Origin of the sequence: Gelidibacter sp., assembly GCF_035577925.1 — a bacterium.
GTDB lineage: Bacteria > Bacteroidota > Bacteroidia > Flavobacteriales > Flavobacteriaceae > Gelidibacter.
Window position 1 is genome coordinate 32,106 of sequence record NZ_DATJCY010000176.1, and the last position, 17,125, is coordinate 49,230.

Below are 17,125 nucleotides of genomic sequence, written 5' to 3' on the forward strand. Positions count from 1 at the left end.
AATTAATAGAATGTCGATCTATGATCTTCAATAACTGCAGCTTCTTTTAGTGCATCATACGCTTTAAATTGTGCTGAATTTGATAACGTTCCGTTCAATCTGGTCAAAATAGCATTGTAATTATCTAATTCTGGAGCAGCATTCTTTTTAGTTACTTCAATCATAAATACACCTTTATTGCCATCAATGAGTTGTGAAGTTTGTCCTTCTTTCAATCCAAACGCAGTACCTACAACTTTAGGTTCTACACCTGCACCTGAAAGTGTTGGGTTTTTTAAATTCACAGCACTGGCAGTCGACACAGAAATATTCTGACTTTGAGCAACCGCATCTACGGTAGAACCAGAAATTTTCTCACGGATCATTTTTGCTTTTTTCTCTTTTCTAATTTCAGGAATTACAATTGCAGATGCAGCTTCTGGAGTCATCAATCCTTTTTTATTAATGCCAGCTACTTGCACTACAGCATAACCAATACCAGGAATTGAAAAACGTTTGTAATCTCCAACTTTAGTTCCGCTTTCAAAAGCCCATCGTACAATAGCTCTTTGGCTACCTAATCCTGGAATGTTTTCATCCAATTCTTTGATATTGTTTACTGGTCTTACTTCAACGTCATTCTCTTTAGCTACTTCTTGCATATCTTTAGTCTGCAAAGCCATTTCAAATTTTGAGGTTTTATTGAAAATATCATCAATCGTGTTTTCAGAAGGTTCGATTTTCTGAGCAAGAGTTGCTACTTTCACCATACGGGTTTTAGACTTTTGATCTAATATTTCAACAACGTGGTATCCAAAATCAGTTTTTACAACACCAATATCGCCTTTATTGTTTTCAAAAGTATAATCTCTAAACTCTGGTACCATAGCATTGTATGCATACCAATCCAAAACACCGTCTTTTTCATTGCTTACTTTATCTACAGAGAAATCTAATAAATCAACAAATTTTGAACGATTGCCTTTAATCACGTTCATCAAACTATCGGCCGTAGCTTTAGCTTGAGATTCTGTTTGGGTCGTTTCGGCATCGGCAGCGCGCGAACCTATAAATGGAAGCAATAAATGTCTGGCTTTTACTGAATCTGGCATAAATTTCTCTTCAACCAGTTTCGTGATCTTAAACATGCCATTATCTTTATATGGCCCATAATATTGTCCGACACTCAAATTAAAAATACTATCCTGAGCAACATCGGGCAAGCTCGATTTGGTCATATAACTGTTAGTATATTTCACATCAGAGTTGGCATTGATAAACTCTTCAATATTCTTGGTCGCTTTCAATCCAACAATAGTATCGTTAAGTTTAGAAACATCGTTGTACTCCACTCTCGTGTCCAATAAAGCCACAACGTTATCTCTCACCGCTTTTTCGTCATCTAAAGATGCAGTTTCAACAAACTGTACAAAATTAATATCTCTTGAAGCCTCAACTTCAAATCTCTTTTTGTATTTGTTGATATAATCTGAAATTTCTGATTTACTAACTTTAATCAAGCTATCAGAAATTGTGGTGTAAGGTACATGCACAAATTTCACATCAACGCTAGCACTTTCTGATTCATACTCAGCTTTGGCTTCGGCAACAGTAGCGCCAACACCAGCTTTAATCAAATTGAAATACGTTTGTTCTTGAGCTCCAATGGCAATGGAAGCTTCATTAGCAACCCATTCGTAGTAATTGATTTGAAAGTTACCAAGTGGTGCTCTTTCTGGTGCGATGGCTTTTAAATTAAGAATATATTCGTTCAATTTATTCTCATCGAACATTCCAACTTCATTTGTAAATTCAGGAAATTCTGAAAAGTTGTTTCTCAAAAGATTTCGCATTTGCTCTCTTTCTACAGTAAGACCCAATCCTTCAATTTGCTCTTCCATTACCACACGTCTTACCTCTTGGTCCCAAACTCTATTGACGGTTTGAGTTGTACTGGCACCTGGTCCCATTTGGCGTTGCAAGTTTTCAACGCGATTCATAAACTCATCACGTTTAATTTCAGTACCATTAATAGTCGCTATAGTATCCTGATTGCTTCCAAAAGCACTGCTGTTTTGGAACAAATCTGAAAGAACAAAAGCAAATAGCGCCAAAGCGATAATTACGATTAGGAAAATAGACCGTTGTCTAATTTTATTTAAAACTGCCATTTTATTGTATAAGTTAGAAAATATAAGTGCGCGAAAATACCATTTTCTATCAAATAATAAAAGTAGAATTCTATTTTATTAAATTAATATTGAATTGTTTGCCGAATGCCAAGTTTTTAGGGGCTTGAAAGCAGAAGATTGGGGATATTCAAATTAACGATTGTTGATCTTGGAAGTTTTTGATTGCGAATAAAAATTGATGAATATCGCATACTAAAGTTTGATGGCTAACAGAATATTGATGATGCTGATTTTACAGATTTACACAGGCCTTAAACCAAACTCAGAATTTTAAACCTTAAGATGAGATGCTTAAATATCGAAAACTGATCACCAAAACAGAAAACAGTTTATTAATCCTCATCAAGAACTTTGAGGGCTACCAAATTGATTTTTGTATTAGAAACCTCCAAAATTGTAAAAAGATAATTTTGAATTTGGATCCGATCGTTGACCTGCGGTATTTCTTCGGTTTCATCAACAATCAAACCGCCTAACGTTTCGTAGTTTTCACATTTAGGAAGGTCCAATTTATAAGCTTCATTGATATAATCGACTTCTAATCGTGCAGAAAACTTATAATTATGGTCGTCAATCTTTTCCTCGGTCAGCTCTACGGTATCATGCTCGTCCTCAATCTCCCCAAACAATTCTTCAATAATATCCTCAACGGTAATAATACCAGATGTACCACCATACTCGTCAATAACCACCGAAATACTTTTTCGCTTTTTTGTCAGCACGTTCAACACGTCTTTAATCAACATGGTTTCGGGCACAAACTCAACCCCTCTGATCACGGATTTGATATCTTTTGGTTTTTTAAACAATTCAAACGAATGGACATAACCTACAATATCATCAACTGAATCCTTATAAACCAAAATCTTTGACAACCCTGAAGATGTAAATAAAGCGTTTAAATTTTTGATGGAATCATTGATTTCTACAGCGATAATTTCGGTACGTGGCAACATGACCTCCCTAGCCTTAACATCGGAAAAATCGAGAGCATTTTGAAAAATCTGGATTTCACTATCCACCTCATCATGCTCTTCCACAGATTCCATCTGCTCACTAATATAATTGCCCAATTCCACCTTGGTCATGGCCAATTGCACATCTTCGCCACCAGTTTTAAAAACCCCTTTTAAGATCATATTGGATATCCATATTACAAAATCTGAAATCCAAGTAAACAGAAAATAGAAAAAATAAGCTGGTACCGCAAAAAACTTAAGTAGTGAATTGGCATAAATTTGAAAAAACACCTTCGGCAAAAACTCTGCGGTGATCAATATGAGTAAAGTGGACAATACCGTTTGGGTAAGCAAGCTCAAATCGGTGAGCATATAATCAATAAAAACATAGTTGGTTGGCACCAAGTCGGCAAACCATTCCACAAGTTTTTTACCCATTAAAAATCCGTAAACTACCAGTGCAATATTGTTTCCAATGAGCATGGTTGCAATAAATTTTGATGGCTTGGCGGTAAGTTTTGTAAGTGTTTTGGCTATGAAATCATTTTGCTTTTTAGCAATTTCTATGTGGATCTTATTGGAGGACACATAGGCAATTTCCATACCCGAAAAGAACGCAGATAAAATAAGTGACAGAATAATGATTAGCGCACTACTGTCCATAAATTAACGGTTCTTATTCATCATCTTATTCCTAAAATGCTTTTTGAAAAAATACATTCCAACTGCCAGTGCTGCAAATACCAAAAGCATGATTGCCTTGCCATTATCTTCATTCCACCAGCGCACAGACTCGTATATAAAAAATACGGCAATGAATAAATAAATGTATTGAATAACTTTTTGAAGCGTGTTCATAGGTCAATTTAAATTAGCTACAAAGATAATCATTTATTTATCTGAACGTATATTTAAAAAATCGAATTGACAAAAAACAATGTAGGGAAATCGACGAAAACTGTCTAAAGCGAAGCATCGTCATCTAAATATACCGTACTTGTAACTTCACTAATACCATAGCTGGTAAAATCGCGGTTAGAGTCAAAAGCATTACCGGTAACAATTTTTGTGGACGATACATATTTTACGGGTTTGTTGGAAAACACCCAATCGCGCTTTTCGTCATAAAACAGCTGCTCTGCAAAAATACTGTCTTTTGTTTCTGTGGTAATAAGAATATTACCTCTTAAATCAATTAAGTCGGTATTATTATAAACTATGCCATAATCGGCAACTATGACACTTTTTTTATTATGTTCATCATAAAGATAAAGCACAACACCTTCCGGAAATTCGTTATAGGAAAAACTTCGATTTGAAAAATCCAACATCTTTGGACTTATCAAATTGGCTTTGAGGCGTCCCGAATCTGTGTATTTCAAATTCATATTCTCAGCGATACCAATCGGCTGATTTTGCAAAACACCAATTTGCTGCACTTCTTTAAAATTGTTTTTGCATGAAAAAAACATAGTCACAGCAAATGCTGTGACTATGTTGAATAAATTATATAATGACTTATTAAGTTTCATTTAGATTTTTGGTACGGTTACACTTAACCCAATCCAACAGCCAATCTTAATCACTTCGCCACCATTTCCTTTTTCAAAAATCTCTGATCTTGTAGGTGCGGAACCTTCATAACTTGCAGCCAATTTTTCGGCATAACTTCTTATCGTACCATCAACTTTTCCAGCTTTTCTAGCTTCGGCAGCTGCCAACCAGAATACGGCTCTTTTGCTAAATTGATCATCACCACAGTTATTTGCACTGGCAGCATACATCTGAGCTATTTCAGCATGCGCTCTACCATTAGATGGATTTAGCTCTAAGGATTTTTGGAAATAATTTCTTGCAGCACCAAAATTGCCTTGTTTTCTTAAACTCTTACCGAAACGCATGGCCAATTGTGATTTTTTCAATGGGTTGGTTTCAAGATCATAAGACTGATCCAAATATGGTCTTGCCTCTTTTTCTTTTCCTTGGCTCATCAACAAGTTGTAAACAAAGTATTTCGTATCGGCAGAAGGTGAAGATTCATCATAGGCTTTCACCAATTCAACATACAAAGGATCGTCAGTACATTCTTTGTTGAACATTCTGTTTACTGCACGTTTCAACCATACAGAATCATTTCTATACTTATCAAAATCTCTTTTGTATAGCGGGACCAACACTTCACAATTAGCTAAAATACCCAGTTTAGTATCAATACTTCCTGAAATCTTATCATAGTTTTCTAAGTAGCTTTCGTATTGTTTTTTGTATTGTGCGGTTCTAGCATCCAATGTTTCACCTGCTTCTTCTTTCTGAATAATTGGATTTAACTTTTGAGTGTAATTGTCTATCTCTTGTCCAATCTTGTCAATAACATCATCGTATTTGTTAAAAACATCTTGTACCTCAACTTCCTTGGCATCATACATATCAACAATGGTCGAAAAATAGATGTATAATCCTTTTGGGTTGGTAAAGCTTTCCGGAGCTTTTTTATAAAGCTCATCAAAGGTGTCGTACACTTGCTTATTGCCATAACCCAAAGCTTCTTTATAGTCATATTTTAGCATGGCTTTATCTTGTAGAATACCACCCGCTGTATATTTATCAGGAAAATTAGCAAGACCTTCATCCCAAAGCTTCATCAAGTCATTGATAAAATTAACTTGCTCTGTTCCAGTTGTTTTTTCAATCTTATCTTTTAAAATTCTTTCTCCATAAGAATAGATGGCGGAATGGAACTTCGGACATGATTCGCGCAACTTCATAAACGGTTCATACGCTTCATCATATTTTTTGTTCTTAACAAAATCATTCATTAAGGTTAAATTAATTATACATTCCTCATCCTGTTGAGCAAAACCTACATTGAAGCTCAAGAATAAAGCAAGGAGAATTAAAGTGGCTCGTGTTTTCATCTTATTATATTTATTCTGTATTAATGTTTAGTTATATTTTCTTTTTTGGAACCATCTATCATTTAAGGACAAACTAATTTGCAAGTTCATAAAATTTTCTTGAATTAAATTAGCATTTTTTGTTCCTTTCTTACCAAATTCAAAACCTATGTTTGCATTTGAGAAAACGTTTCCTATTGGCAATCCAACTCCAAAAGATATGCCAAATTCATTAATGGCTTCGTTATTTACCTCTAAGCCCGTGTTCTCAAAATAGACTCCCGCCCTATAAACAACTCGTTTTAAATAGCTTGAGTAAGAATTATACTCAGGAATAAAATAGCCGCCAACCGACACCATGGAGCCATCAACATACTTGGCATTTCCAATTGAAAAAATAGGGTTGTCAAACTCGCTGGTTTTTTGAAAACTATATTGTGCTCCCGCAAACCATTTTCGTGGCTGCCCAAGCCCTACTCCAAAAGCATAAGTGGTTGGCAATGTCAAATCGGTTTCTCTTAGATTCTGACTCTCCAAATCGGCCTCAACCGTATTGACCTTAACTTCTTGATTTACCGAAGGATCAGCAACTACTGTTGAAAAAGCACGCTGGTTGTCGGAATTGATCTTACTTTTTGGCATATAACTTAAACCGGTACTCAATTCAAGTTTCTTACTAATCATGGTCGTATAATTCATTCCAAAATTAAAATTAACACCACTTAAATCGGATCGATTCTCCTCCAAGGTATGATATTGTAAAGGCAATCCATCCTGATATCTAAATTGCAGTGCACTATTCTGAACATTTCCAAAATTATAACTGGCATCGACACCTATACTTAATTTTGGTGTAATTTGATAACCAAGGCCCAAAAATGCTTTGTTAAGTCCGCCACTACCTCTATAGCGCTCATTAATATCGCCATTGGCATCTGAAGACTCCAATTTATAGCCCACAGAACTATACGGCATCAAGCCAAATCCCATTCCGAATTTGCCCATCGGCACGGCAAGCGCCAAATAATCAAAAGTTGTGGCATTTCCTGTTTGGCTGCCACTGTTGGATTTAAGTGTTAAATTACTCGAGCTACCGCCCACAGTAAATTTAACTGGCCGACTTTCCTCATTAAAAGACTTGAGGTTATTTCCGGCATAGCCGGCAGGATTATTTAAGTTAACATGGATGCTATCCGTAAACACATTTAGCCTTCCCATACTACGGCTTTCTACAGTTCCTTTAAACTTTAGAGTTCCAATACCGTAAAATGAATAAGGAGAGGCCGTTCCGTCTTGTGCTTGCAATTGAATTGCAAAAACAGCTATGAAAACTATTACAAGTTTTTTTATCATCAGTTTGTGTTATGTTCTAAAATAAAATTCAAACCTTCTAAAAGAAAATTTGAATTGGCAAATATGCTATTTTTTAATTGCTTTGACAACAAATTGGCATCGCCTCCTGTTAAAATAACTGTTAAATCTGGATATTTATTATGATATTCTTCAATTACCCCATCAATTTCCTTAATTATTCCATACATAACCCCCGAGTGAATTGCGCTTGAAGTACTATTTCCAATAATGGTGCTTGGCATCTGTGTATCTAGTAACGGAAGATTGGCCGTAAAATCATTCAAGCTTTTGTATCTCAGTCGTATTCCTGGCGAAATGGCACCTCCCAAATAATCATTTTGGTTTGTAATAAAATCATAAGTTATGCAGCTGCCGGCATCAACAATTAATACATTGCTATTGGGATAGTGTTTGACGGAAGCTGCCACAAGAGCCATCCTATCCACCCCCAGCGTACTTGGTGTCGCATAACGATTTTGAAATGGAAATTTCAGACTGGCGTCCAAAATAACAACTTCGCACCGTTTCTTGAGATCAACAAGGGCCTCTTTTGGCAATGTTCCCACTGATGCAATGATGCTTTTATCGATTTTTGGATATTTTTTAAAAAAAAACTGAAAATTATTCTCAAGAGCCAACACATCAACTACCGCTTTTTCCAACAATTTATCTTCCTGAAAAACAGCAATCTTAACAAAGGTATTTCCTACATCAACTATTAAATTCATATCAAAACTATAAGCAACAAACTTACAAAACCATTTTTTATATCTTTTATTTTTGCGAATATTAAAAATGCTTCTATATTTGCATCCTCGTTTAAAGCGACTGGTGCCTTAGCTCAGTTGGTAGAGCAAAGGACTGAAAATCCTTGTGTCCCTGGTTCGATTCCTGGAGGCACCACCATAAAAAACCCGAACTTATGTTCGGGTTTTTTGGTTTTGATGTTTTTATAATTAATTTCACCTATTTTGAAATCGAAGATCGCAACCAATTCCTTATACTTCAAAATTTTAAGAATACAGTAATTTTATTGAAATTCACTGCCGGGATGAAACGTCTTAACTTTGTGCATGGTATTAACATCGGTATGGTTCATTTCTGTTCCACCCATAGCGTTTAATTTTAAAGTAATCTCCGAAGAATGGGTAAACGTTCCGTCATCATTAAATTTAAATGCACTGTCAAAACTCTTTAGCTCCGCACGTTCAAGAAGGTACTTATTTTGAAGAATGCCATAACAAGGATCTCCAACCGAAGCTTTAAAATGGATCTCCTTATCGCGCGGTTCGGCTGTGGCTCCAGCCTGAATGGCAATACCCCGGCCAAAAACAACCGATCGAATGACCTGTTTATTTATTTTGTCCCATAGCAAGAAACCCATTTCGTCATGAAAAGGCTCCATGGCTTCTTCGCCATGCCGCCATGCGGTCGACTTATAACTCAATCCATCCAAAAACTGCTTTCCGTTTTCCTGCTTTGGAATTGGTTTAAAAGTAGCTATTTCAAAATATGAGGTTTCTGCTATAATATCATCTTGATTGTGATATGATATATCCACACCTACATTTCCTTCCCATACTCCAACCAAAGGAGTAAGAGGTCCTAGTCGTTGAGGGCCATATATTTCATTGTTTTCCATGATATTTAATTAGTGTTACACAATTCCTAAAATTAAGAAATTCAAAGAACTATATCAATTATAAACCCAATAAGATTAGTTTATATTCACCAAAAATCACACAAAATATCGCAATACAACATTCATTCCGGCAGTGTATCTTAATAAAACCAATGCATTTTACATCATCAATTGCAATATCCAAACTTGTCTGTATCTTTGGGGAAAATCCTAAATTATGACCACAACATATTTTCGCAATTACAGCTTGGCACTTATTGTATTTTTAAGTTTTTTTACTTCCAATCTTTTTGCTCAAGAAACGCTTCCCGACAATTTTGATAAGTGGCTCGAATCAGGACGGCAAGATTGGAACATCCCAGGAATGGCCGTTGGAATTGTAAAAAACGGAAAAATAATTTATGCCAAAGGTTTTGGCGAAAAGCGTTTGGGCGGTGGCGAGCCAGTAGATGCCAATACTATTTTCAGTATTGCATCGGTAAGTAAGAATATTACAGCGGCGGCACTTGGTATTTTAGTCGATGAAGGAAAAATTGATTGGGATGACAAAATTGTCAAACACATTCCATGGTTTCAGTTAAACGATCCATGGGTAACACGTGAAGTTACCATCAGGGATGTGCTGACCCATCGGGTGGGCTTAGGTAGAATTTTAGGAAATCGGCTTCAATTTATGACCAACAGCTCACGTGATAGCGTCCTGTACCAAATGCGTTATATGGCACTGGAAAAACCCTTCCGCACGGAGTTTGTTTACAACAACGTCATGTATTCATTGGCAGGACAAATTATTGAGTATGCCGATGGCAGAACGTGGGACACTTTTTTAAAGGAACGCCTGTTTGTGCCACTTGAAATGAATTCGAGCACAACAAGCATTACACAATTAAAAAACAGTGATAACCAAGCTTATCCGCATCAAGAAATCGAAGGAAAAGTAGTGGCTATTGAACGACGCAACTGGGATAATGCCGGACCTGCAGGAGGCATTAACGCATCGGTAAACGATTTAAACAAATGGATGTTGATGCAATTGGGCGAAGCTGGCACCTATAACGGAAAAACCATTATCAGCACCAAACAGATGAACGAAATCCATAAACCACAAATGGTGCGTCTCGTTGGGAATGCAATGGCCGGACAAGAAAGTTATGGTTTTGGTTGGAATATAAGTGACTATAAAGGTAAGCGGGTTTTAACCCATGGTGGTGCTACCGATGGTTTTAATACCGCCATGTATTTGATGCCAGAATTGGAATTGGGCATTATTGTGGTGGGCAATAATTTTAATTCTTTTGGAAATGCTGTGGCATATCAAGTGATGGACAGTTATTTGGGTGGAAATGATATGGACTGGAATGAACGTTATCTTCAAGGCCACAAAAATTCTTATGAGCGCGCCATGAAAGCCAGAAATGAAATTCATAATGCACGGATTAACAAAACAAAACCTAGTTTGGATTTAGATGCTTTTGTTGGCAATTACAAATCTGACGGTTATGGAAAAATAGAAGTAAAAAGAGAAGGCAAAGATTTAATATTACATTTCTGGGACACCAAAGGACTTGAGGCCAAATTAGAACATTGGCATTATGACACGTTTAGAGCGGTTTGGAAAAACCCTGCGCAACGCGAAGAATTTGTACAATTCCATCTGGGCAAAGATGGAAACGTAGCAGCTATGGATTTTCAATTTGTATTACGGCCATTGTTATTACAGGTCGGGGCTTACCCATCAAATTACACGCATACCGAACGGTTTATTAAACAGTAAACTCGTAGATTTTTCATTAAAACATGGCCATAGTTTTTACAGGTTGACCGCCTCAATACATCCGCGATCGGCCATGGTAATATAAATTTTTGAATAGTCGTTACTAAACGTAATATTGGATGGATTTTTTCCCTTCAAAGATATTTCGTTTAATACTAATCCTTCTGGAGATAGCACTACAACGGTTCCTTTGCCATAGCGGGTTACATAAATATTTCCATCGGCGTCACAACGCATTCCATCCAAACCGTGATCTTCAAAAGCGATGAATTCTTTTTTGTTTGCTACCATTCCATTTTCGACAATATCATAAACCCATATCTTACGTTGAACAGATTCATTAACGTATAGTTTCTTTCCATCCGGGCTGACCTCAACACCATTGACCGTTCCCATGTTATCTTCCAAAAGTTCAAATCCATTTTCTTTAGTGACTTTCCATAATTTTCCGGTATTATCGGACCAATTTGGATCACTGGCATAAAGGATTTGATTAGGTGAAATAGCAATATCATTAGGTTGGTGTGCCGTTGCTTCATGCGCAAAAACTTCGATTTTTTTACTGACCAAATCAATTTCAAGAATATTATGGTTGGTATAATCGGCAACAAACATCTGATTGTTTTTGCCAAAGCGAATGCCATTTCCAATACTTCCGTTCGGTAATGTGACAAATACTGAAGTTTCACCATTTGGCGTTATTTTACCTATGGTTCCTTGTTCTTCAAAATTCACAGCATAAATATGACCTTCATAATCGGTTGCCGGCCCTTCAATGCCTTGTGTAAAACTGCCTTCGGGCGTAAAATCATAACTTTTCAAAGGTAATTGGTCTTTGCAAGAATACATTAGCAACATGGTTAAAAGCAATACTAGCGTGTGTTTCATCTGTTTCTAAAACTGGTGTTTGATGGACTGTTAAAAATATTTGAATGTACAATAAATTTCCCAAAACGCCACATCTCGCGTTAATTGACCATATTTTTTATTTTCCAAATCACTATCTTTGAAGCAAACGGAATGTTATGGCAGGACCTTCAAGATTCAAATTTCCGAAGATGGTGCTTTTTGCAATAACTATTTTTGTACGTTATTGTGATATTGGCTACTTATGCACTTTATTACAAGGACCCATTGATTAATTGTACCAAACAGTTGCTCATTGTTCAGGGAGTAGCGTTAATACTTCAAGTCGTATTAAATTATATCAATTACAAATCCAAAGAAAAAATAATCATCCTCACCACCTTATTTGTAAGTGCCATGCTTATTTATGGCATTTTATCCTCTTTCTTCAATTTGGAACTTATGTGTCGGTATTTTAGTTATTGATAGCAATTACTTCACCAATAATAGCTCTTTTAAGTACTTTTGATATCTTTCGTTTTCGGCTTATTGACCCACCAATATAATGGCGGAATCAATAATGGGGCAAATACTAAAGTACTGGTTAATCCACCAATAATAACCGTTGCCAATGGCCGTTGCACATCCGACCCGATACCGCTTGACGTGGCGGCAGGAACCAATCCAAAAATGGCCAAAATAAGAATGGTCAATACTGCTCTTAACTGTTCTTTTGAAACTGAAGCGATTAATGCTTTGCTTAAAGGCTGTTTGGCTTTTGCACGATTTAACGCCGATACCAATAACACGGCAGCCATGACCGAAATCCCAAAAATGGATACAAATCCAACACCTGCCGATACATTAAAATATTGGCCTCTTAGCAATAAAGCGATAATACCGCCAGCCAAAGCAAAAAGCACACAACTGGTTGTTATTAGGGTATCCTTAAAGTTTTTAAACAACATGAACAACACCACAATAACCATGATTAAAGTTAACGGAATGGTAAATGCCAACTGTTTTCCGGCACGTGCCAAGTTTTCATATTGTCCGCCAAAAACCAATTCATAACCTTTCGGAATTTCTAATTGTGCATCAATTTTTTCTTGCAATTCTTTAACATACCCACCTTGATCACGACCTTGAATATTAGCCCGAACCGTGATCATGCGCTTATTATTGTAACGGTAAATATTGGTTTGCCCTTCAACATAACCAATATCTGCCAATTGATCCATAGGCACCAATGCTCCGGTTGCTGAAGGAATCATCAGGTTTTTGATGTCCGCCATCGTCGCTCTAAATTCCGGAAGGTAACGTACCACAATATCATAGCGTTTGGCACCATCGTACAGCACCGAAATTTCTTTTCCGCCAATAGCTGCTTCAATCATATTTTGGATATCGGCAATATTAATTCCGTAACGCGCGGCTTGCTCCCGATTGATGTTTATAGCCAATTGGTCCTGAGTGTTTTCTTGTTCAATATTAACGCCTTGGCTTCCGTCCATGGTTTGCATGATTTGCGCCATAGTTTCGGCTTTTTCGCGCATCATGATCAAATCATCACCAACAATGGAAACTGCCAAATCGGCGGCGCTTCCTGTTACGATTTCCATAACTTGATCAATAATTGGCTGTCCGGAGGTAAAAGTAACACCAGGAAACTCATGCTCCAATTGGGTGCGCATTTTATGAACCAACGCATTTTTAGATAAGGTATCACTCCATTTAGAGTAATCCTTTAATCCTACTAAAATCTCATTTCTATTGGCAGGAAATGGATCTGTACCATCATCGTTACGCCCCGTTTGCGTAATAACATAAGCAACTTGTGGAAATGCAGAAATCACTTCACGGATTTTTGGTGCATATCTGGCGTTTTCTGAAATCGTAATTCCAGCCGGAAAATTGCCTTGCAGAAAGATAGAACCTTCATCCAATTCCGGTAAAAACTCAGAACCTAATTTTGTTCCAAATCCTATCAAAATAAGGACAATGGCAAAACCAATACCGACCGTTTTTTTATGATGCTTAGTAAAAACATCCAATACTTTTACATACTGTTTTTCTAAAAAAGTGAGCACCACGTTTTTGGGTTCTTTAAACTTTTTATCGGGTTGTGACATGGTTTTGCTATACACATACGAAATGACAACGGGTATGAATGTGAGCGCCGCCAGCATGGATCCCAAAACTGCAAAGGACAAGGTTAATGCCATTGGCGAAAACAATTTGCCCTCAACACGGGTCATCAATAAAATGGGCATATAAGCCAAAATGATGATGGTTACGGAAAAAAAGATCTCACGGCCAACTTCTTGTGCCGATAATAAAGTAATCCTAACAATACCTTCTTGACGTTGCTCACGTGTTGCCGTTCGGTATTTCCGGATGAGATGTTCGGTCATAATAACCGCACCGTCCACAATAATCCCAAAATCAATTGCCCCCAAAGAAAGCAGATTGGCAGGAATACCTGTAAACTGCATTATAATGAATGCAAATAACAACGAAAATGGAATGGTCAAAGCCACCACCAAGGCACTTCTAACACTTCCAAGAAAGAATATCAAGATAATAACGACAATACTAACGCCTTCAAACAAGGTTTTTCCAACCGTGCTCAACGAATGGTCAATTAAAAATCCACGGTCATAAAGCGTTCTGATCGTCACGTCGTCGGGAAGCTCATGTTCTTGCAATTCGGCGATGCGCTGTTTGAGTTCAACCAGAACTTCACTCGGATTTTCAAATTTCCGAAGTAAAATAATACCTTCAACCCCATTGTTAACGTCAATATTTTCATCGGGTACAGAATACCCCAAAACACCACTTGGCGGCGGCGGTGCAATTTCTACACTCGCCACATCTTTTATAAATATGGCAACACCGTTAACGGCTTTTAAGACAATGTTTTCAATGTCTTTCTCATTTTTTATCGCTCCCAATCCCCTGACGGCAAAACCTTGTCCGCCACGTTCCATGATATTTCCGCCGGTATTATGATTATTGGCAATAACGGCATCTTCTATGTCCGAAAAATTAAGATCGTATTTGCGGAGTTTATCAGGATTAACAAGAATATGAAACTGTTTTAGCGGTCCACCAAAAGTTGTAATATCCGCAACGCCATTGGTTTGCAACAAGTACGGTTCGATAATCCAATCTTGAATATCCCGTAACTCGGTTGGCGAATAACTTGGCGGTGCTTCTACCACGTATCTAAAAATCTCACCAACTGCTGTTGAAAGTGGTGCCAATTCTGAAACCACACCTTCGGGCAACTCGGCACTTGCCAACCGCTCCATAACTTGCTGACGTGCAAAATAATCGTCGGTATCATCTTTAAAGGTCAATTGCACCACTGATAATCCAAAAATCGTTCGGCTTCTTCTATCAATCACATTAGGCACATCTTGCAATACACGCTCTAACGGAATGGTAACTTGCTGCTCCACTTCTTCCGCTGCTCGGCCCTGATATTGTGCTACGACAATGACGTTCGTATCAGCAATATCGGGATAAGCTTCTATTTTGAGTTTTGTAAAACAATAGTAACCAATACCCATAATAAGTAAGCTTAAAGCCACTATTAGAGGACGGTTTTTATGTGAAAATATGAGGAGATTTTTAATCACTTGTAATAGAAATTATAATTATGAAATGACCAGATTCAGCTTACCAAACACTAACTTTATGAGTGACAATAAATCCACCACGGTATTGCGCCCTTAAATTGCTTAATGCCGATTTTACTTTGTCTTCGGTATCAATAAAGGTGATGTACATGGATGCTTCATCAAACGAGAATAATTGCGACGGCTGTTTTAACCGATTATGTTTGCCAAAACCAGAATATCCCATAACGGATGTTGCGCCGGCAATTCCATTCTCTATCAGCAATTTCATAATAAACTGATGTAAAGGCTTTACACCTTTCAGTTCGTCTTTATCGATAAATACTTGTGCTTGTAACATGTTCTTATTTTTTTAATATCCAAAGGATAAGCCTTTGAGCTGCAAAACGCCTTCGACAGCCAGTTCGTCAGTAGTAGAAATTCCGTCAAATATGATAATGCGATCACCAATCTGCTGACCTATCTTAACTTCCTTACGTTCAAATTCATTTTCGGAAATTTTCTTGAACACATAATGTCGGCCTTGTACCGTAACCAATGCATTTTGATGAACACTCAGATTGTGATGGTCACTCAAATTAAAAGTTACGTCGCCAAACATCCCCGATTTTAATTTTCTTGAAGAATTATCCACACTAATCCGCACTTTTACCATTCGCGTGCTCGGATCAACAATTTCAGCAATGGCATCTACCCTACCCGTAAATTCCGTGTTTGGGAACGCATTGAATTGAATACTGCATGTGCTATTTTCCTCAATATTTCCAATTTGATTTTCTGGAATATCACAGATTAAAAATGCTGTTCCTGCTTTTGATTTCCGCAATACATCAACCGAAAAACCAGCAGATACCAATTTAGATTCGTGCTCCATAAGTGCTGCTTTTTCATTGGCAAGTGCACTTTGCTCCATGGCCAAGGCACTTTCGGAATCCAGTAAATCCTGTCCCGTGGCCACACCATGTGCTTGTAAATCTTTAGTGCGCTCAAGTTCAATCCGACGTTGTTTTAAATTGATGTTTGAAATTTGATTAATATTGATCTGCAGTTGTGCCAATTGTGTAAAATGACTTGCCAATTCATGGTTTTCAAACAAAATCAAAGGCTGATTGGCACCTTCCCGCGAAGCAACAACAGTAGCTGCAATATGGGCCGGTGCCATAAACTTGGACGAAAGTGTATCGTTATTTAAGATTTCTGTTTTAAAAAAATCCAAATGCGATACATCAGAAAACTGAATATTTATGCCATGGTTACTAACTATTGGCGAATGTCCTTGCAAACCCTCCGATTTCGTTTCACTTCCACATGAAGTCATTAAAAATGAAAGAAAAACCATGAAAAATAGATGCTTCATTATTGTGCTAATTGATTGATTAAACCTGCTGCATAAAGCAGTTGAATATGACTTTGACGATAATTCTGTAAAGCCTCGTTATAGTGTTCTTGGGTTTCGAGCCAGCTGCTTTGCGCTTCCAAAAAATCGATAATAGTTGTTCCACCTCTGAGATATGCATATTGAACATTATCCAAAATGGTTTGCGATTGCTCCAACAGCCATTGGTAAGATTCTACATTTTTCAAATGTATTTGATAACTATCATAGGCCGTAGAAATCTCCGTTTGGATTTGCCTTTGCAATGCATAAAGTTGCTGCTCTGCTTGCTCTTTTTGAATGATTGACTTTTTGATTTCACCTTGATTACGATCAAAAAAAGGCAAAGCGATGGATGCCGAAAAACCGATATGCGGAATCCTATTTTGCGAATTGTAAATCACCCCAATTTCCGGTTGCGGATAAGACAAACTCTTTTGAAGCTTAATATTTTGGTCAGAAAAAGC

At 37.2% G+C, this 17,125-nt stretch carries 14 protein-coding genes and 1 tRNA gene; 2 read left to right on the forward strand and 13 right to left on the reverse strand.

The genetic code is table 11. The features are described 5' to 3' along the window. Positions 1 to 2: 2 nt before the first annotated feature. From VNJ50_RS06355 to VNJ50_RS06385, 7 genes are all read right to left on the reverse strand, one after another. Positions 3 to 2,150: a peptidylprolyl isomerase gene (locus tag VNJ50_RS06355; RefSeq protein WP_325580111.1), complete on the reverse strand. Its 2,148-nt coding sequence runs from the start codon at positions 2,148 to 2,150 to the stop codon at positions 3 to 5. A 353-nt stretch (positions 2,151 to 2,503) separates the two neighbouring features. Continuing rightward, positions 2,504 to 3,793 (reverse strand): hemolysin family protein, encoded by a 1,290-nt coding sequence (locus tag VNJ50_RS06360; protein ID WP_325580112.1) that lies wholly within the window; start codon positions 3,791 to 3,793, stop codon positions 2,504 to 2,506. Between the two features lie 3 nt (positions 3,794 to 3,796). After that, on the reverse strand, positions 3,797 to 3,988 hold the full coding sequence (locus VNJ50_RS06365) for a hypothetical protein (RefSeq protein ID WP_325580113.1): 192 nt from the start codon (positions 3,986 to 3,988) through the stop codon (positions 3,797 to 3,799). A gap of 104 nt (positions 3,989 to 4,092) precedes the next feature. Then, positions 4,093 to 4,662 carry an LPS export ABC transporter periplasmic protein LptC gene (gene lptC / locus VNJ50_RS06370; protein WP_325580114.1) on the reverse strand — a complete coding sequence of 190 codons (570 nt, stop codon included), beginning with the start codon at positions 4,660 to 4,662 and terminating at the stop codon, positions 4,093 to 4,095. Continuing rightward, positions 4,663 to 6,045 carry a tetratricopeptide repeat protein gene (locus VNJ50_RS06375; RefSeq protein ID WP_325580116.1) on the reverse strand — a complete coding sequence of 461 codons (1,383 nt, stop codon included), beginning with the start codon at positions 6,043 to 6,045 and terminating at the stop codon, positions 4,663 to 4,665. A gap of 27 nt (positions 6,046 to 6,072) precedes the next feature. Further along, positions 6,073 to 7,377, reverse strand: coding sequence for a hypothetical protein (locus tag VNJ50_RS06380; protein WP_325580118.1), 1,305 nt, complete (start codon positions 7,375 to 7,377; stop codon positions 6,073 to 6,075). Next, entirely contained in the window at positions 7,377 to 8,105 is a 729-nt protein-coding gene (locus VNJ50_RS06385) for a type III pantothenate kinase (protein WP_325580120.1), read from the reverse strand. Before VNJ50_RS06385 ends, VNJ50_RS06380 begins: the two co-directional genes overlap by 1 nt. A gap of 102 nt (positions 8,106 to 8,207) precedes the next feature. Here VNJ50_RS06385 and VNJ50_RS06390 point away from each other — a divergent pair. Further along, positions 8,208 to 8,283, forward strand: a tRNA-Phe gene (locus VNJ50_RS06390). 124 nt (positions 8,284 to 8,407) lie between these two features. On the opposite strand, the gene VNJ50_RS06395 is transcribed toward VNJ50_RS06390, so the two are convergent. Next, positions 8,408 to 9,019, reverse strand: a complete 612-nt coding sequence (locus VNJ50_RS06395) for a heme-binding beta-barrel domain-containing protein (RefSeq protein WP_325580122.1) — start codon at positions 9,017 to 9,019, stop codon at positions 8,408 to 8,410. Between the two features lie 217 nt (positions 9,020 to 9,236). Here VNJ50_RS06395 and VNJ50_RS06400 point away from each other — a divergent pair, with 217 nt between their 5' ends. Then, complete coding sequence (locus VNJ50_RS06400) at positions 9,237 to 10,793, forward strand: serine hydrolase (protein ID WP_325580124.1); 1,557 nt, start codon at positions 9,237 to 9,239, stop codon at positions 10,791 to 10,793. Between the two features lie 36 nt (positions 10,794 to 10,829). Here VNJ50_RS06400 and VNJ50_RS06405 read toward each other — a convergent pair whose 3' ends face one another. The 5 genes from VNJ50_RS06405 to VNJ50_RS06425 all read right to left on the reverse strand — a co-directional run. Then, positions 10,830 to 11,681 (reverse strand): SMP-30/gluconolactonase/LRE family protein, encoded by an 852-nt coding sequence (locus VNJ50_RS06405; protein WP_325580126.1) that lies wholly within the window; start codon positions 11,679 to 11,681, stop codon positions 10,830 to 10,832. Between the two features lie 473 nt (positions 11,682 to 12,154). Then, positions 12,155 to 15,283 (reverse strand): CusA/CzcA family heavy metal efflux RND transporter, encoded by a 3,129-nt coding sequence (locus VNJ50_RS06410; protein ID WP_325580128.1) that lies wholly within the window; start codon positions 15,281 to 15,283, stop codon positions 12,155 to 12,157. A 40-nt stretch (positions 15,284 to 15,323) separates the two neighbouring features. Next, entirely contained in the window at positions 15,324 to 15,623 is a 300-nt protein-coding gene (locus tag VNJ50_RS06415; protein ID WP_325580130.1) for a DUF190 domain-containing protein, read from the reverse strand. Between the two features lie 12 nt (positions 15,624 to 15,635). Next, positions 15,636 to 16,640 carry an efflux RND transporter periplasmic adaptor subunit gene (locus VNJ50_RS06420; RefSeq protein WP_325580132.1) on the reverse strand — a complete coding sequence of 335 codons (1,005 nt, stop codon included), beginning with the start codon at positions 16,638 to 16,640 and terminating at the stop codon, positions 15,636 to 15,638. Beyond that, the coding region (locus VNJ50_RS06425) for a TolC family protein (RefSeq protein ID WP_325580134.1) at positions 16,640 to 17,125 on the reverse strand (486 nt) is incomplete at its 5' end. The genes VNJ50_RS06420 and VNJ50_RS06425, both read right to left, overlap by 1 nt.